This window comes from Citrobacter sp. JUb117 (genome assembly GCF_024809055.1).
In the GTDB taxonomy this organism is placed as follows: domain Bacteria; phylum Pseudomonadota; class Gammaproteobacteria; order Enterobacterales; family Enterobacteriaceae; genus Citrobacter; species Citrobacter gillenii.
Genome location: NZ_JANUFB010000006.1, coordinates 20727 through 39195, shown reverse-complemented (window position 1 = coordinate 39195; position 18469 = coordinate 20727). Strand labels below are relative to the sequence as shown.

Genomic DNA, 18469 nt, shown 5'->3' with positions numbered 1-18469 from the left:
ATTCGTCGCTATCCTATACCAAAATGCGACAATAGGGTGGGTTATGAGCGATTTTTTTCCATTGATTTTGCTTATACGGCAACGATTGCGTCGCCCAATAATGCTGTACGTAAACGTTAAACTTGTTAAAACGGAAATGACATGTCCCAGATAGAAGCTGTATTTTTTGACTGTGACGGAACCCTCGTCGACAGTGAAGTCATTTGTTCTCGCGCGTATGTCAGCATGTTCCAGGCGTTTGGCATTACGCTCGATCTTGAAGAGACGTTTAAACGCTTCAAGGGGGTAAAGCTCTACGAGATCATCGACATTATCAACGACGAGCACGGTGTCGAACTGGCAAAAGCCGAACTAGAACCGATTTACCGCGCCGAGGTCGCACGCCTGTTCGATACGGAACTGGAGGTGATTGCGGGTGCCAACGCGCTGCTGGATAGCATGGCAGTGCCGATGTGCGTGGTGTCGAACGGTCCGGTCAGCAAAATGCAGCACTCGTTGGGCAAGCTAGGCATGCTGCATCATTTCCCGGATTTACTGTTCAGCGGCTATGATATCCAACGCTGGAAGCCCGATCCGGCGCTGATGTTCCATGCGGCAAAAGCCATGAACGTCAATCCGCAAAACTGCATTCTGGTGGATGATTCTGCAGCGGGTGCGCAGTCAGGGATTGATGCCGGGATGGAGGTGTTCTACTTCTGCGCCGATTCGCACAACAAACCGATCGATCATCCTAAAGTGACGACCTTTACCGATCTGGCACAGTTGCCGGCATTGTGGAAGGCGCGGGGTTGGAATATCGTCGATTAAACAGTAGGCCTGATAAGCAAAGCGCCATCAAGCGGATGGCGCAGAATGCCGGATGCGGCGTAACGCCTTATCCGGCCTACAATAGCGACGCCGGGGATCCCGGCGAACGCAACAAGCCGATTATTCCTTCGGGTCTTTACCCGCCAGCAGCTTATCCAGCTCATCGCCTCCGACGTGACGGAAATCTTGTCCCTTCACGAAGTAGAAGATGTATTCGCAAATATTCTGGCAACGGTCACCGATACGCTCGATAGAACGGGCGCAGAACAGTGCGGTCAGCACGCTCGGAATGGTGCGCGGGTCTTCCATCATATAGGTCATCAGTTGGCGTACGATGCCCTCATATTCCTGGTCAACTTTCCTGTCTTCACGGTAAATACGCACCGCTTCGTCCAGATCCATCCGCGCAAATGCATCCAGAACATCATGCAGCATTTGCACCGTATGGCGACCCAGTGATTCCAGGCTTACCAGCAACGGCTGATGCTGCAGGGAGAATTTCTCCAGCGCGGTACGGCAAATTTTATCCGCTACATCACCAATACGTTCCAGCTCGGCGATAGTTTTGATGATTGCCATCACCAGGCGCAGGTCGCTCGCCGTCGGCTGACGCTTGGCAATGATGCGCACACAGGCTTCATCAATCGCCACTTCCATCATATTGACGTTCTTATCGCCCTCAATGACGCGCTTCGCCAGCTCGCTGTCCTGGTTGTGCATAGCGGTAATGGCATCAGAAAGCTGCTGCTCCACCATGCCGCCCATGGTCATTACCTGGGTGCGGATGCTTTCCAGTTCTGCGTTGAACTGGCCGGAAATATGTTTATTAAGGTTCAGACTGTCCATAACGCGCTCCTGAATCAACCGTAACGACCGGTGATATAATCTTCTGTTTGTTTCTTCGCGGGCTTGGTGAACAGATCGTCCGTGTTGCTGAACTCAATCAACTCGCCCAGGTACATAAACGCCGTGTGGTCGGAACAACGCGCAGCCTGCTGCATGTTGTGGGTAACGATAACGACGGTGTAATCCTCTTTCAGCTCGGTGATCAGCTCTTCAATACGCCCGGTAGAGATCGGGTCGAGCGCCGAACACGGCTCATCCAGCAGCAACACTTCAGGGCGAATGGCAATACCACGCGCAATGCACAAACGCTGCTGCTGACCACCGGAGAGAGAGTACCCGCTCTGGTGTAGTTTATCTTTGGTTTCATTCCATAATGCGGCCTTGGTCAAGGCCCACTGCACGCGCTCGTCCATGTCTGCACGCGAGAGTTTTTCAAACAGACGGACACCAAACGCGATGTTGTCGTAGATGGACATCGGGAACGGCGTCGGCTTCTGGAACACCATCCCTACTTTGGCACGCAGCAGCGCGATATCCTGGGTATTGGTGAGAATATTGTCGCCATCCAGCAGGATTTCACCTTCCGCACGCTGTTCTGGATACAGTTCAAACATTTTGTTGAAGGTACGCAGAAGCGTTGATTTACCACAGCCTGATGGCCCGATAAACGCCGTGACCTGGTTTTTAGCGATATCCAGGTTGATGTTCTTCAGGGCATGGAATTTGCCGTAGTAGAAGTTCAAATCACGAACCTGAATCTTACCTGGGGCAGTATCAACCATACTCATTTCAATCTATTCCTTATCATGCCTGATGGCGCGCAGCTTATCAGGCCTACAAATATGTTCGACCGTAGGCCGGATAAGGCGTTTACGCCGCCATCCGGCAATTCGTCTTAACCGTGTTTCTTCTTCGCGAAAATAACGCGCGCCAGAATGTTCAGCAGCAGTACGCACAGGGTAATAATCAGCACCCCGGCCCAGGCCAGTTGCTGCCATTCCACAAATGGGCTCATCGCAAACTTAAAGATAGTCACCGGCAGGTTGGCTATCGGCTGCATCATGTCGGTGCTCCAGAACTGATTGGAGAGCGATGTAAACAGCAGCGGAGCGGTTTCACCGGCAATACGCGCAATCGCCAGCAAAACACCGGTGATAATGCCGGAGACAGACGCCTTCAGGGTGATCGCTGAAATCATCTTCCACTTCGGCGTACCCAGCGCATAGGCCGCTTCACGCAGGCTATCCGGCACCAGTTTGAGCATGTTTTCGGTGGTACGAATCACGATTGGCACCTGCAGCAGCGCCAGCGCAATCACGCCCGCCCAGCCAGAGAAGTGCTCCATTTTCGCGACGACCACGGTGTAAACGAACAGACCCACAACAATCGACGGCGCAGACAGCAGAATGTCGTTGATAAAGCGGATAATCTCAGCCAGCCAGGACTTACGCCCGTACTCGGCCAGATAGATGCCCGCTATAATACCGAGCGGCGTACCCAACACGGTCGCCCACAGGATCAACAGCCCGCTGCCCGCCAGGGCATTCGCCAGACCGCCACCCGCCGTATTCGGCGGCGGCGTCATTTCAGTGAACAGCGCCAGCGACATACCGTCGATACCGCGAACCACCGTTGAGAACAGGATCCACACCAACCAGAACAGACCGAACGCCATCGTCCCCATTGAGAGCGTCAGTGCGATGCGGTTTTTCAAGCGGCGACGCGCCTGCATCTTACGACGAGACTCCGCCAGCGCGGCGGTGTTTTGCATATCAAGCGTAGCCATTAGCGTGCCCCCTCGTTCTTCGCAAGGCGCATGATCATGAACTTAGACGCTGCCAGCACGATGAAGGTAATCACAAACAGGATCAGCCCCAGTTCCATCAACGCAGCCACATGCAGGCCAGATTCCGCTTCGGCAAATTCATTCGCCAACGCAGAGGTAATACTGTTACCCGGCATAAACAGCGATGCACTGTCGAGCTGGTAGGTGTTACCGATGATAAAGGTCACCGCCATGGTTTCACCCAGCGCGCGGCCAAGACCCAACATCACGCCGCCAATCACCCCATTTTTGGTGAACGGAAGGACGATGCGCCAGATAACTTCCCAGGTGGTACAGCCGATGCCGTAGGCTGACTCTTTCATCAGTACCGGCGTTTGTTCGAACACATCGCGCATGACCGCCGCAATGTATGGGATGATCATAATGGCCAGGATCACACCGGCTGCCAGAATACCGATACCAAAGGCCGGACCCGCAAACAGGGCACCCACAAACGGAATGTTGGAAAGGATGTTACCCACCGGCTCCTGGAAGTAGGTTGCAAACAGCGGGGCAAAAATAAACAGGCCCCACATGCCGTAAACAATACTCGGGATCGCCGCCAGCAGTTCAATTGCAATGCCCAGCGGGCGACGTAACCAGTTAGGTGCTAACTCAGTCAAAAATAAAGCGATGCCGAAGCTCACCGGAACGGCGATCAGCAAGGCGATAAACGAGGTCACCAGCGTACCGTAAATCGGTACCAGCGCACCGTAGATGTCGTTTGGCGCATCCCACTCTTTGGTCCACAAAAATGAGAAACCAAATTTTTGAATGCTTGGCCAGGAGGAGATGATCAGAGAGACAATAATGCCACCCAACATCAATAGCACAATCAGCGCAGCCAGTTTTACCAGCACGCTGAATATCATGTCACCCTTTTTACCCGGTGGGTTAAAAGCAGGCTTGGTTGCAGCCATAAATCACTCTTTAAGTTAAACTCGTTTACTCAGTTGCCCATGCCGGATGGCGCTACGCTTATCCGGCCTACACTCTGGGCCTACGGTAGAAACCGTAGGGCGGATAAGCGTAGCGCCATCCGCCAATTCGTCAAAGATATTCTATTAGTACAGTGCTTTACCGCTGCTGTCTTTCACGTTGGTCTTCCATGCAGCACGAATCTGCTCAACCACGTTATCCGGCAGGCTGGCGTAATCCAGGTCATTCGCCTGTTTACCGCCATTTTTATACGCCCAGTCAAAGAACTTCAGCACTTCAACGCCCTGCTCAGGTTTCTTCTGCTCTTTGTGAACCAGGATGAATGTGGTGGACGTAATCGGCCACGCCTCATCACCTTTCTGGTTAGTCAGATCCTGGGCGAAGGTTTTGCTCCAGTCAGCACCTTTTGCCGCATTTGCAAAGTTTTCTTCGGTCGGGCTTACCGGTTTACCGTCAGCAGAAATCAGTTTGGTATAGGCCAGGTTGTTCTGCTTAGCGTAAGCATATTCAACGTAACCAATGGAGCCTGGCAGACGCTGTACGAACGCGGCGATACCGTCGTTACCTTTACCACCCAGACCGGTTGGCCAGTTAACGGTAGAGCCTGCACCAATTTTAGATTTCCACTCTTCGTTCACTTTTGCCAAGTAGCTGGTGAACACGAAAGAGGTACCGGAACCATCAGCACGACGCACAACGGCGATGTTCTGCGAAGGCAGTTTCAGCCCTGGGTTCAGTTTGGTGATGGCTTCATCATCCCACTTCTTGATTTTGCCGAGGTAGATATCACCCAGGGTCTTACCGTCCAGCACCAGTTCGCCGGATTTCAGGCCAGGGATATTTACAGCCAGCACGACACCGCCGATCACTGTCGGGAACTGGAACAGGCCTTCCTGTGCCAGTTTCTCATCAGACAACGGTGCATCAGAAGCGCCGAAATCAACGGTATTTGCCGTAATTTGTTTTACACCACCGGAGGAGCCGATACCCTGGTAGTTGACTTTACTACCGGTCTCTTTCTGATAAGTATCAGCCCATTTGGCATACACTGGCGCAGGAAAAGTTGCACCTGCACCTGTCAGGCTCGCTGCGGCAAATACAGAGAACGCGCTCATGGATAAGGTCGCGGCGACAACAGTTGCGACAGTGGTACGCATAACTTTCATAATGTCTCCTGCACGGTTTTCGTAAATCATTGTTTGAGTTGCTACTGTGAGCAAAATAGGACAAACAGGTGACAGTTAAATGTACGAAATATGACAGTTTTATGACAATGAAAAAAAGTGAAATACAGAATTTAAAAAATACTGCAAAAACAAGTTATTAACGCATTTCATGACAATAACATTTCGCGAAAATTTTATTTTTATGACACTTAAAAGCGTAGCCAAGGATGACTATTTTTCATCAAAATGCCGTGATGTATTTCTTTTCTAACGGCTCAAAAAACAGGCTATCGTAATGTAAAAGACCACCTCCCGGTGGCCTTTCAGCAGCAGTTTACTTCCCGCTATAGACTTTTTTTCCGGCAAACATCGTCCAAAGCACCGTGGCATCCCGTAGCTTTTCAATACTCACTTTCTCAAGGTTGCGATCGAACAACACCAGGTCAGCACTTTTCCCTACGGCAATTGAGCCCGTTTCTTTATCGCGGCCAATAACTTTTGCTGCATTCAGGGTGTAGGCCTGTAGCATCGCGGCACGGCTGATTTTTTCACTCTCAGGTGGCAGTTCGCCCTCTTCCCCCATCCGCGTAACTGCCGTGTAAATGGCAAACAGCGGGTTGGGGCTAGATACCGGCCAGTCGCTGGCCCCCGCAATCAGCGCGTGATGGCGGAACAGATCGCCAGCAGGATAAAGGTGTTGGAGTAACGGCGCTGGCACTTTGCCATCCAGCAGAGTTGTCGTTGCACCGTCTTTACCCGCCCACAGCAACTGCATAGACGCTGCGACGTTCAACTGCTGAAATTGAGGGAGGCTCTGCGGGTTGACGATTTCCAGGTGGGTAATGCTGTGCAATATGCCGCTGTTGCCATTCTTTTCGCGCGCACAGGCAACCGCATCCAGTGACTCCTGCACGGCGCGATCGCCGATAGCATGAAAGTGGGCAATCAACTTTTCAGCATCCGCTTTGGCCACCAGCGAACAGAACGTCACTTTATCCAGCGAGTTACTACCACTGTAGCCAAGTCGATTCAGGTATGACTGACTCAACTTCGCCGTCTGGGACGGATATTCAATCACTCCGTCCTGAAAGATTTTAATCCCAGCCAGCTTGATATCGGGTATTCCGGCATATTTATCCCTGATAGCCACTACGTCATCAATGGCTGCTGGAGAAGCGTTAATATTGACCAATGCCAGACCGGTTACGTGGGCGGTGAGTTTTCCGTCCTTCGCCAGAGAACTGTACGCCGGAAGTAGCCCTTCATCGTTGCGTCCCGGGTGAGCATCAAATGACAGTGCCAGCGGGCGCAGGTTGCTCAGCGGCTCCATCCAGGCGGTGATACCATAGCGGTTCATCACCTTTGATCCAGCGATAATCGACTGCGCAATTTTGTCGTTATTGACGGGAGGAATGGCACCGAGCACCCGATCCCATGCGCCTTCGGAGACAAAGCCGTTGAGTTTTCCATTGGGGGTTAGCCCAACATTGGTTCTTATACTGTTGCCAGCGTCAGCAATGGCCTGGGGATCCAACTTGGCTTTACGTAACATGGCGTTATTAACCCAGCCGGTATGGGCATCCGATCCAGCCAGCACCACCGGCGTATCCTGATATTCTGGCGCATTAAATACGCTATCCAGCAGGCTAATATTGTCCCAGTAATCCAGGGATACATTGCTGTAAAACTGGACGCCATGGAGATCGCGCTGAGGGTTACGCTTATTTTTATCGACAAACGCTCTAATCGCTGCCGCTTTTGTCATCCCTTCAGGAAATTCGACGGTGATCGTTTTAAAACCGCCATCAGCAACATGGGCGTGGCTGTCGATCAACCCCGGCATCAGGTAATTACCCTGCAAATCAATGCGAATAGCATCAGAACCGGCCTTCTTCAGCACATCGTTGAACGTTCCCACGGCAATGATTTTTTTGCCTTCAATAGCGATGGCTTGTGGAGAGGGATTATTTGGATCGGCGCTGTAGATTTCCCCGCCAAAGATAATCATTTTATTACCTTCCAGAGCAGAGACCGTGGAAGACGTGACGGCCAGTGAACATGCCAGAAAGAGCATTGAAATTCTCATGAAAAATTAACTCCATTGCGTTGCGAATAAACGTATTCGTTGCTGTGTAGATAGCTTTTTTCTGGCGTTAATTCAAAGGGATGCAAATGTCATAGACATAATAATCATGCGCGGCATTGGTTTCGTTGTAATATATTTCGTAGCAAAGTTTACCGCTTTTCATCAGCCCTTTCGTTCGCATCCAGGCAAAGGCGAGCGCCCAGGTGTTATCAACCTGATCTCCCCAAGCTGCGCACTTGCATACCAGATAATTTCCGGCGGCTATTGTCTGCACGGCAATATGTCGACTGACCTGCTCCCCCTCGCTGAGTTCAAAACCAACATCCGTGCGGCAATGCTGTTCTGCCGTCACATCTGGCGGATCCCAGTAAACACATAGCATTCCGGCAGGCTGTAACGGCGTTCTGGCGGGCAACGAGGTCAACAAGTCCTGATGCGTTTGTTGGCAGGTCTCTTTACCGTATGGTCCAAATCGGCGCATAAATGCGACCCTACGCGTGGGGAGCGCAATGACTTTTGCACCCAAAAAGCCTGCTGTATGCCAGTGTGCTTGGGTAGTATCGCACTGAGAATAGGTGCTTTTTTGCTGAGAGACGTGTCCTGTCTTGCTTTTTATTGCCTCCCGAAGGGAGCGACGAAATTCGCCTGGCGATACGGAAAAATGACGGCGAAATGCCCGGGCAAAGTTTTGCGAACTGGAAAATCCGACCTGTAATGCCAGCCCGGTAATATCGCTATGCGGTGCGTCAATCAGGCTCATAGCGGCCTTTTCCATCCGCAGACGACGGGTAAATTCAGCGACCGTTTCGCCAACCTGTGCTTTGAAGATGCGATGAAAGTGATAGCAGGACACAGCGACCTCACGCGAGACCTCTTCCAGAGTTGGATTAAGATCCAGATGCTGGCTGATGTAGTCCATTGCCCTGAACACCGACTTACGATAGTCCTGCGTCATCTTCTGCCTCATTTAATATACTGATTTTAGACATAAAAAAATCCGGAGTGCCGTAACAGCACGCCGGATTTTTAGCGCTATCTCCGCGATAAATCGCGTGGCGCGTTACTCTACGGTAACTGACTTCGCCAGGTTGCGCGGCTGATCGACATCGGTGCCTTTAATCAGCGCCACGTGATACGCCAGCAGTTGCAGCGGAACGGTATAGAAGATCGGAGCAATCACCTCTTCCACATGCGGCATCTCAATGATGTGCATGTTTTCGTTGCTGGTAAAGCCCGCATCTTGATCGGCGAAGACGTACAGTTGGCCGCCACGGGCACGAACTTCTTCAATGTTGGATTTCAGTTTTTCCAACAGTTCGTTGTTCGGTGCCACGACGATAACCGGCATATCCGCATCAATCAGCGCCAGCGGGCCGTGTTTCAGCTCGCCAGCTGCGTAGGCTTCCGCGTGAATATAAGAGATCTCTTTCAGCTTCAGCGCGCCTTCCAGCGCAATCGGATACTGATCGCCACGGCCGAGGAACAGCGCATGGTGTTTGTCAGAGAAATCTTCTGCCAGGGCAGCAATGCGTTTGTCCTGAGACAGCATCTGCTCAATACGGTTCGGCAGCGCCTGCAGACCGTGAACGATGTCATGCTCAATAGACGCATCCAGGCCTTTAAGACGTGACAGTTTCGCCACCAGCATCAGCAGTACAGTCAGTTGGGTGGTAAATGCTTTCGTGGAGGCCACGCCGATTTCGGTACCGGCGTTGGTCATCATCGCCAGGTCGGATTCACGCACCAGAGAAGAACCCGGTACGTTACAAATCGCCAGCGAACCCAGATAACCCAGCTCTTTTGATAAGCGCAGACCCGCCAGGGTATCCGCCGTTTCACCAGACTGGGACAGGGTGATCATCAGGCTGTTGCGACGCACCGCTGATTTGCGGTAACGGAATTCAGAGGCGATTTCTACATCACACGGAATACCCGCCAGCGACTCAAACCAGTAGCGAGACACCATACCGGAGTTGTACGACGTACCACAGGCGATGATCTGAATATGCTCCACCTGAGACAGCATCTCGTTGGCATGCGGACCCAGCTCGCTTAAATCCACCTCACCGTGGCTGATGCGCCCGGTCAGCGTATTTTTGATCGCATTCGGCTGTTCGTAGATCTCTTTCTGCATGTAGTGGCGATAGATACCTTTTTCGCCCGCGTCATATTGCAGACTGGATTCAATATCCTGACGTTTAACTTCCACGCCAGACTTGTCGAAAATGGTCACTGAACGACGAGTCACTTCCGCAATATCGCCTTCTTCCAGGAAGATAAAGCGACGGGTTACCGGCAGCAGCGCCAGCTGATCGGAAGCGATAAAGTTCTCACCCATGCCCAAACCAATTACCAGCGGGCTACCAGAACGCGCCGCCAGCAGGATTTCAGGGTTACGGGTATCCATGATCACCGTACCGTATGCACCGCGCAGCTGCGGGATAGTCCGCAGTACGGCCTCACGCAGAGTACCGCCCTGCTCCAGCTCCCAGTGCACCAGGTGAGCAATCACTTCGGTGTCGGTTTCTGACACGAAAGTGTAGCCACGTGTTTTCAGCATTTCACGCAGCGGTTCATGGTTTTCGATGATGCCGTTATGCACCACCACAATGTGATCAGAAACATGCGGATGCGCGTTCGCTTCTGAAGGTTCGCCGTGCGTTGCCCAACGCGTGTGAGCAATACCGGTGCCGCCATGTAACGGATGATCTTCCGCAGCCGCGGTAAGCATCTGTACTTTGCCCAGACGACGCAGACGGGTCATTTTGCCTTCAGCATCGACAACTGCCAGACCGGCAGAGTCATAACCACGATATTCCAGACGACGTAAACCTTCGAGAAGGATTTCAGCAACATCACGCTGCGCGATAGCGCCAACAATTCCACACATATTTTTAGATTCCGAATTTAGGCATTGTGCCTGTCGTTGTCGGTCAACCTGATACCCGTATTCCGGGCGCCCCGAGCCTTGTAGAGAGTGGGGTTATTTTTATGGTACTGCGTGTTGAGCGGAGGATTATATTATCCCCTCATCTCTTGTCTGCCTGATGGCAATCACGTTTATCAGGCCTACTGAACGTCACCGCACGTAGGTCAGATAAGGCAAAGTCGCCATCCAGCAAAAATTAATTACTTCTTCTTCACCGGACGCTTCCAGCCCTGTTTATGGACCTGCGGTACCCGGCTGATAACCAGTTCGTTATCCGCGACATCACGCGTTACGGTGGTCCCGGCGGCAATAGTCGCGCCTTTACCCACGGAGACAGGCGCCACCAACTGAGTATCAGAACCAACAAACACATCGTCGCCAATAATGGTTTTAAACTTATTGGCACCATCGTAGTTGCAGGTAATCGTCCCTGCGCCGATGTTCACGTTATCGCCAATTTCTGCATCGCCCAGATACGTCAGATGACCGGCTTTAGAGCCTTTACCCAGACGCGCTTTTTTCATTTCGACGAAGTTACCCACGTGTGCGCCTTCCTGCAGCTCAGCGCCGGGACGTAAACGTGCAAACGGACCGATAGTACATGCCGCATCGAGGCGTGCATCTTCCACAACGCTGTATGGGCTAAGCTCACAGTCATCACCAATCACGCTGTTCTTGATGACGCAACCTGCGCCAATCTTGACGCGATCGCCGAGGGTCACGTGACCTTCAATGATAACGTTAGTATCAATTTCAACATCGCGCCCGTGAATAAGCGTACCGCGTAGATCAAAACGCGCCGGATCGCGCAGCATCACGCCAGCCAGCAGCAGTTTTTCTGCCTGCTCGGACTGATAAACGCGCTCCAGGCGGGAAAGCTGCAGACGATTATTGACGCCTTCCGTTTCGCTAATACGCGCCGGATGTACTGCGGCAATCTCACGTCCTTCATGATAGGCCATCGCAATGATATCGGTGATGTAGTATTCACCCTGCGCATTGTTGTTGGTGAGTTTTGCCAGCCAGCGCTTCATGTCTGCACCGTTAGCCACCAGAATACCGGTATTGATTTCCTGAATCTGACGCTGCTCGTCGGTGGCATCTTTATGCTCAACGATGCCAGTAACCACGCCGTTTTCACGCGTAATACGCCCGTAGCCGGTTGGGTCATCCAGTTTCACCGTTAACAGGCCGATGCCACCCTGCGGTTTTGCATCGCGCAGACGCTGTAAGGTGTCGGTGGAGATGAGCGGAACATCGCCATAAAGCATCAAAATGTCTTCGTCATCACCAAAGAATGGCGCCGCCTGCTGCATAGCATGACCGGTACCCAACTGCTCTGCTTGCAGAACCCAGTTCAGGTTGTCATCTTTCAGCGTTTGTTTAAGCAGATCGCCACCGTGTCCGTAGACCAGATGTACGCGAGTTGCGCCTAATTCATTAGCAGCATCAATGACATGCTGGACCATCGATTTGCCCGCGAGGGTATGCAGCACTTTAGGAAGATCGGAATACATACGTGTGCCTTTGCCTGCGGCAAGGATCACGACGCTCATAGCACTATTCAACATACACGTCCTGACTGTAATTTAAGAACGAATTTATACCGTTTCACATTGAAAATACTACATTTTTTTCATCGTGAAATGGGCCGAAGATAAAACGCTCAATAGGGGAAAATACCTATCGTTTAGCCCACTATTTTCGTCGATATCTACGCCTTTTGTCTTCCCAAAAACAGGAGGCTGCTCTTATTAAAGCCTTAGGTTAATGTTTTTGCTATTTTTTTTCCCCATGAATAAAGAATTCAGTGTCCGGACTCAATTTTATTTATCGAATTCAGGGGGTAATAGAAGGAGTGGATCGAGGCGGGGGATAGTGCGAAAACGACAGGAGAACAGATGGCGCTAGCTTATAAATTACGCAAAGCATAGCGCCATATTAAAGCAGGTATTACAGGTTGAACGTGCCGAAAGAGACGTTCATGCTGCTGAAAAGGGCGATGATTTTGTTGATCAGTTTCATGTTGGTATCCCGTTTTTATCTGAGTTAATTATGTGACACTCATCACAAAAAAGAGTCTACGCTTCATTTTTTAATCGATCAATATTTATGTGATGAATATCACATAAAATTTAAAATACCTTTTCAGTTTAAAATTAACTAAAACACAGGCATAAAAAAACCAGCCTGAAATCAGACTGGTTTTTGTGTTTCAAGCCGGTGTTACATCGCTTTTTTGGTCAACTCGATAACGCGCAGTTTGGCGATCGCTTTGGCCAGTTCCGCAGATGCCTGAGCGTAATCCACGTCACCATGAGAGCTCTTAATGTGCTCTTCTGCCTTACGTTTCGCTTCCAGGGCTCTCGCTTCATCGAGATCCTGCCCGCGAATCGCGGTATCAGCCAGTACGGTCACGTTGCCAGGCTGCACTTCAAGAATGCCGCCGGACAGATAGATAAACTCTTCATGACCGAACTGTTTAACGATGCGGATCATACCAGGCTTAATGGCGGTGAGCAGCGGTGCGTGTCCCGGGAAAATACCCAGTTCACCTTCACTGCCCGTTACCTGGATTTTTTCGACCAGACCAGAGAACATTTGTTGCTCTGCGCTGACGACGTCCAGGTGGTAAGTCATTGCCATATCACCCTCCGATTAAGGCGTTAAAGTTTTTTCGCTTTTTCCACGGCTTCGTCGATAGAACCAACCATGTAGAACGCTTGCTCTGGCAGGTGGTCATATTCGCCTTCCATGATGCCTTTAAAGCCACGGATGGTGTCTTTCAGGGAAACGTATTTACCCGGAGAACCGGTAAATACTTCCGCAACGAAGAACGGCTGGGACAGGAAGCGCTGGATCTTACGCGCACGTGCTACCACCAGTTTGTCTTCTTCAGACAGTTCATCCATACCCAGGATGGCGATGATGTCTTTCAGTTCCTGGTAACGCTGCAGCAGGGACTGTACGCCACGCGCGGTGTCGTAGTGTTCCTGACCAACAACCAGCGGATCCAGCTGACGGCTGGTGGAGTCCAGCGGGTCAACGGCCGGGTAGATACCCAGGGATGCGATCTGACGGCTCAGTACCACGGTTGCATCTAAGTGAGCAAAGGTGGTGGCTGGGGATGGGTCAGTCAAGTCATCCGCAGGTACGTATACCGCCTGAACGGAGGTGATAGAACCGGTTTTGGTCGAGGTGATACGTTCCTGAAGAACACCCATCTCTTCCGCCAGAGTCGGCTGATAGCCTACCGCTGATGGCATACGACCCAGCAGTGCGGATACTTCCGTACCGGCCAGGGTGTAACGGTAGATGTTATCAACGAACAGCAGTACGTCACGACCTTCGTCACGGAATTTCTCAGCCATGGTCAGGCCGGTCAGTGCAACGCGCAGACGGTTTCCCGGCGGCTCGTTCATCTGGCCATATACCAGGGATACTTTGTCCAGAACGTTGGAATCGGTCATTTCGTGGTAGAAGTCGTTACCCTCACGAGTACGTTCACCTACACCCGCAAACACAGAATAACCGGAGTGCTCGATCGCGATGTTACGGATCAGCTCCATCATGTTTACGGTTTTACCTACACCCGCACCACCGAACAGACCGACTTTACCGCCCTTCGCGAACGGACACATCAGGTCGATAACTTTAATGCCGGTTTCCAGCAGTTCCTGAGAGCTGGACAGCTCTTCATAGGACGGTGCCGCGCGGTGGATAGCCCAACGCTCTTCTTCACCGATGTCGCCTTTCATGTCGATCGGGTGACCCAATACGTTCATGATACGACCCAGTGTTGCTTTACCTACCGGGACTTCGATCGGGTGCTCGAGGTCTTTTACTTCCAGACCACGACGCAGACCGTCGGAAGAACCCATGGCGATGGTACGTACGATACCGCCGCCGAGCTGCTGCTGAACTTCCAGCACCAGAACTTCATTACCATTCTGAACCTCAAGGGCTTCGTACACACGCGGTACGGCATCCTGAGGGAATTCGACGTCAACTACGGCGCCGATTACCTGGACAATTTTTCCAGTAGCCATCTTGAATCCTCTACGAATTAACCTGGTTATACCGCGGATGCACCACCGACAATCTCGGTGAGTTCCTGAGTAATGCTGGCCTGACGAGCTTTGTTGTATACCAACTGCAGCTCTTTAATCAGGCTGCCGCCATTGTCGGTCGCGGCTTTCATCGCCACCATACGTGCGGCCTGCTCGCTGGCCAGGTTTTCTACCACGCCCTGATAAACCTGAGATTCAACGTAACGACGCAGCAGGGTATCCAGCAGCGGTTTCGGGTCTGGTTCATACAGGTAATCCCAGGCTTTTTGTTTCAACTCTTCATCTTCTGATGCCGGTAATGGCAACATCTGAGTCAGGGTCGGAACCTGTGACATGGTGTTAATAAATTTGTTGCTGACAACGTACAGTCTGTCCAGACGGCCTTCATCGTAGGCCTGCAGCATCACTTTAACCGGACCGATCAGTTCGGACAGGGAAGGGTTATCCCCCATACCGGTTACCTGAGCAACCACGTTACCGCCAACAGAGTTAAAGAAAGACACGCCCTTAGAGCCGATCATTGCGATATCGCACTGAACGCCTTTATCGGACCATGCTTTCATATCCGCCAACAGTTTTTTGAACAGGTTAATGTTCAAGCCGCCGCACAGACCACGGTCGGTCGACACCACCAGGTAGCCCACGCGTTTAACGTCGCGTTCTTCCAGGTAAGGGTGCTTATATTCCAGATTACCATTCGCAAGGTGACCAATCACTTTGCGCATGGTCTCTGCATAAGGACGGCTGGCCGCCATGCGATCCTGCGATTTACGCATTTTGGAAGCGGCGACCATCTCCATCGCTTTAGTGATCTTCTGCGTGTTCTGGACGCTTGCGATCTTACTACGTATCTCTTTTGCGCCGGCCATGAGCTTCTCCTCAATGCCTTGCGGTCCGCCCTAGGACAGACCGCCAGACGTTACCAGGACTGGGTTGCTTTGAAGGAATCGAGGATAGCTTTCAGCTTGCCTTCGATTTCATCGTTATAGCCACCGGACTGGTTAATCTCTTGCATCAGCGGAGCGTGATCACGGTCGACGTAAGCCAGCAGAGCGGCTTCAAAGCTACCGATTTTCGCCAGTTCCACATCTTCGAGGTAACCGCGTTCAGCCGCAAACAACACCACACCCTGTTGTGCAACAGACATTGGGGCATACTGTTTCTGCTTCAGCAGCTCAGTGACTTTCTGACCATGGCTCAGCTGCTTACGCGTAGCTTCATCCAGGTCGGAAGCGAACTGAGAAAACGCGGCCAGTTCACGATACTGTGCCAGCGCGGTACGAATACCACCGGACAGTTTCTTGATGATCTTGGTCTGCGCTGCACCACCTACACGCGATACGGAGATACCTGGGTTAACCGCCGGACGAATACCGGAGTTAAACAGGTTGGTTTCCAGGAAGATCTGACCATCGGTAATTGAGATTACGTTGGTCGGAACGAACGCAGAAACGTCACCCGCCTGGGTTTCGATAATCGGCAGAGCGGTCAGGGAGCCGGTTTTACCTTTAACTTCACCATTGGTGAACTTCTCAACGTATTCAGCGTTAACGCGGGATGCGCGCTCCAGCAGACGGGAGTGGAGGTAAAATACATCGCCTGGGAATGCTTCACGTCCTGGCGGACGACGCAGCAGCAGGGAAACCTGACGGTAAGCAACAGCCTGTTTGGACAGGTCATCGTAAACGATCAGTGCATCTTCACCGCGGTCACGGAAGTATTCGCCCATTGCGCAACCAGCATACGGTGCCAGATATTGCAGTGCAGCAGATTCAGACGCGGTAGCCACAACAACGATAGTGTTGGACAGTGCGCCGTGCTCTTCCAGTTTACGAACCACGTTAGAAATGGTGGACGCTTTCTGGCCGATAGCCACGTACACACATTTGATGCCGGAGTCACGTTGGTTGATGATCGCATCGATAGCCATCGCGGTTTTACCGGTCTGACGGTCACCGATGATCAGCTCACGCTGACCACGTCCGATTGGGATCATGGCATCAACGGATTTATAACCGGTCTGTACCGGCTGATCGACGGACTGACGTTCGATTACGCCCGGTGCGATAACTTCGATTGGCGAGAAGCCATCGTTATCAACCGGACCTTTACCGTCGATTGGGGAACCCAGAGTGTTCACCACACGACCCAGCAGGCCACGGCCTACCGGAACTTCAAGGATACGACCCGTACACTTAACCTTCATGCCTTCGGCGAGGTCAGCGTATGGACCCATCACAACTGCACCTACGGAGTCGCGCTCCAGGTTCAGTGCGATAGCGTAACGGTTACCCGGCAGGGAAATCATCTCACCCTGCATACAATCGGCAAGGCCGTGGATGCGGATAACACCGTCACTTACAGAAACAATAGTACCTTCGTTATGAGCTTCGCTCACAACACTGAACTGAGCAATGCGCTGCTTGATCAGTTCGCTGATTTCGGTGGAATTCAGTTGCATGCTCCAGTCCCCTTAAGACTGCAAGACGTCTGCAAGGCGCTCAAGACGGCCGCGTACGCTGCCATCAATGACCATATCACCCGCACGGATGATTACGCCCGCCATTACAGACTTATCGATTTTGCAATTCAGCTTAACTTTGCGTGACAGACGTTTTTCCATCGCGGCGCTGATCTTCGCAAGCTGCTCATCACTCAGTGCATTGGCAGAAGTGACTTCTACCTCAGAGATAGCCTCACTGGCTGCACGCAGGTGAATAAACTGCTCAAGAACATCCGGGAGCGCATTCAGACGGTTATTTTCAGCCATTACCTTAATCAGGTTTTGGCCGCTTTCGTCCAGCTGCTCACCGCAGACTGCGATAAACGACTCAGCGAGCGTTTCCGGCGCCAGCGCGCCAGAGAGAAGCTCTGCCATTTGTTCGTTCTTCGTCACCTCAGCGGCGAACGTCAGCATATCCTGCCAACGGTCAACGCTCTGGTGCTCAACGGCAAAGTCAAAAGCTGCTTTGGCGTAGGGGCGAGCTACCGTAATAAATTCAGACATCAGCCCCTCCCTCCTTACAGTTCAGCGACAAGTTTGTCCACGATGTCGCTGTTAGCAGCTTCATCCACGGAACGTTCGATGATCTTCTCGGCGCCAGCAACAGCCAGGATAGCGACTTGCTTACGCAGTTCTTCGCGAGCACGTTTACGTTCGGCGTCAATTTCCGCCTGCGCTTGTGCCACGATTTTAGTACGTTCCTGCTCTGCTTCAGTTTTGGCTTCGTCCAGGATCTGAGCGCGACGTTTGTTCGCCTGCTCAATGATTACCTGAGCTTCCGCCTTCGCTTTTTTCAGCTGGTCGGTCGCGCTGGCCTTTGCAAGGTCAAGATCCTTATGTGCTCGTTCCGCAGAAGCAAGACCGTCAGCAATTTCTTTCTGACGTTTTTCGATGGCTGCCATTAATGGCGGCCATACGTACTTCATGCAGAACAGAACGAACAGGACAAACGCGATGGCCTGGCCGAGGATTGTTGCGTTAAGATTCACAGCACAATGCCTCTATCTAGTTAACGTTCTGATATTGCTCTTAATTCAAGCAACGCTTACTACGCGACAGCGAACATCACGTACAGACCCAGACCTACAGCGATCATCGGGATAGCATCCACCAGACCCATAACGATAAAGAACTGAGTACGCAGCAGAGGAATCAGATCAGGTTGACGCGCTGCGCCTTCCAGGAATTTACCCCCGAGGATGCCGATACCGATCGCAGCACCGATTGCCGCCAGACCCATCATCACAGCGGCAGCCATGTACAGCAGATCCATATTCAGGTTTTCCATGACAGTCTCC

At 51.9% G+C, this 18469-nt stretch carries 17 protein-coding genes; 1 reads left to right on the top strand and 16 read right to left on the bottom strand.

The genetic code is table 11. From position 1 onward, the window contains the following. Positions 1–141 precede the first annotated feature (141 nt). Entirely contained in the window at positions 142–807 is a 666-nt protein-coding gene (gene yieH, locus M2374_RS14620) for a 6-phosphogluconate phosphatase (protein WP_096758988.1), read from the top strand. 120 nt (positions 808–927) lie between these two features. Here the strand turns inward: yieH and phoU are convergent, their stop codons facing one another. The 16 genes from phoU to atpE form a co-directional block, all read right to left on the bottom strand. Then, the gene (gene phoU / locus M2374_RS14615) at positions 928–1653 is read right to left on the bottom strand and encodes a phosphate signaling complex protein PhoU (protein ID WP_115259878.1); all 726 of its coding nucleotides are present in this window, start codon (positions 1651–1653) and stop codon (positions 928–930) included. Between the two features lie 14 nt (positions 1654–1667). Beyond that, positions 1668–2441: a phosphate ABC transporter ATP-binding protein PstB gene (gene pstB, locus M2374_RS14610; protein ID WP_003023821.1), complete on the bottom strand. Its 774-nt coding sequence runs from the start codon at positions 2439–2441 to the stop codon at positions 1668–1670. Between the two features lie 107 nt (positions 2442–2548). Further along, positions 2549–3439 carry a phosphate ABC transporter permease PstA gene (pstA, locus tag M2374_RS14605; protein WP_181688613.1) on the bottom strand — a complete coding sequence of 297 codons (891 nt, stop codon included), beginning with the start codon at positions 3437–3439 and terminating at the stop codon, positions 2549–2551. Further along, positions 3439–4398 (bottom strand): phosphate ABC transporter permease PstC, encoded by a 960-nt coding sequence (gene pstC / locus M2374_RS14600; RefSeq protein ID WP_096758985.1) that lies wholly within the window; start codon positions 4396–4398, stop codon positions 3439–3441. The genes pstA and pstC overlap by 1 nt, the downstream gene beginning before the upstream one ends. Before the next feature lie 144 nt (positions 4399–4542). Further along, entirely contained in the window at positions 4543–5583 is a 1041-nt protein-coding gene (gene pstS, locus M2374_RS14595) for a phosphate ABC transporter substrate-binding protein PstS (RefSeq protein WP_096758984.1), read from the bottom strand. A gap of 334 nt (positions 5584–5917) precedes the next feature. Continuing rightward, a complete protein-coding gene (locus M2374_RS14590; protein ID WP_181688612.1) occupies positions 5918–7669 on the bottom strand; it encodes an amidohydrolase in 1752 nt (583 codons plus the stop codon). A 67-nt stretch (positions 7670–7736) separates the two neighbouring features. Continuing rightward, on the bottom strand, positions 7737–8624 hold the full coding sequence (locus tag M2374_RS14585; RefSeq protein ID WP_181688611.1) for a GyrI-like domain-containing protein: 888 nt from the start codon (positions 8622–8624) through the stop codon (positions 7737–7739). 105 nt (positions 8625–8729) lie between these two features. Further along, positions 8730–10559 (bottom strand): glutamine--fructose-6-phosphate transaminase (isomerizing), encoded by a 1830-nt coding sequence (gene glmS, locus M2374_RS14580; protein ID WP_135912819.1) that lies wholly within the window; start codon positions 10557–10559, stop codon positions 8730–8732. Between the two features lie 239 nt (positions 10560–10798). Next, positions 10799–12169, bottom strand: a complete 1371-nt coding sequence (gene glmU / locus M2374_RS14575) for a bifunctional UDP-N-acetylglucosamine diphosphorylase/glucosamine-1-phosphate N-acetyltransferase GlmU (protein WP_115259874.1) — start codon at positions 12167–12169, stop codon at positions 10799–10801. A gap of 655 nt (positions 12170–12824) precedes the next feature. Continuing rightward, positions 12825–13244 (bottom strand): F0F1 ATP synthase subunit epsilon, encoded by a 420-nt coding sequence (locus tag M2374_RS14570; protein ID WP_005121460.1) that lies wholly within the window; start codon positions 13242–13244, stop codon positions 12825–12827. Positions 13245–13264: 20 nt separating this feature from the next. Then, positions 13265–14647 (bottom strand): F0F1 ATP synthase subunit beta, encoded by a 1383-nt coding sequence (atpD, locus tag M2374_RS14565; RefSeq protein ID WP_096758981.1) that lies wholly within the window; start codon positions 14645–14647, stop codon positions 13265–13267. A gap of 26 nt (positions 14648–14673) precedes the next feature. Beyond that, positions 14674–15537, bottom strand: a complete 864-nt coding sequence (atpG, locus tag M2374_RS14560) for a F0F1 ATP synthase subunit gamma (protein WP_096758980.1) — start codon at positions 15535–15537, stop codon at positions 14674–14676. A 50-nt stretch (positions 15538–15587) separates the two neighbouring features. Then, a complete protein-coding gene (atpA, locus tag M2374_RS14555) occupies positions 15588–17129 on the bottom strand; it encodes a F0F1 ATP synthase subunit alpha (protein WP_003827026.1) in 1542 nt (513 codons plus the stop codon). A gap of 12 nt (positions 17130–17141) precedes the next feature. Next, positions 17142–17675 (bottom strand): F0F1 ATP synthase subunit delta, encoded by a 534-nt coding sequence (atpH, locus tag M2374_RS14550; protein ID WP_096758979.1) that lies wholly within the window; start codon positions 17673–17675, stop codon positions 17142–17144. Between the two features lie 14 nt (positions 17676–17689). Beyond that, positions 17690–18160 carry a F0F1 ATP synthase subunit B gene (atpF, locus tag M2374_RS14545; protein WP_003827022.1) on the bottom strand — a complete coding sequence of 157 codons (471 nt, stop codon included), beginning with the start codon at positions 18158–18160 and terminating at the stop codon, positions 17690–17692. Between the two features lie 59 nt (positions 18161–18219). Continuing rightward, positions 18220–18459: a F0F1 ATP synthase subunit C gene (atpE, locus tag M2374_RS14540; protein ID WP_000429386.1), complete on the bottom strand. Its 240-nt coding sequence runs from the start codon at positions 18457–18459 to the stop codon at positions 18220–18222. Positions 18460–18469: the final 10 nt, after the last annotated feature.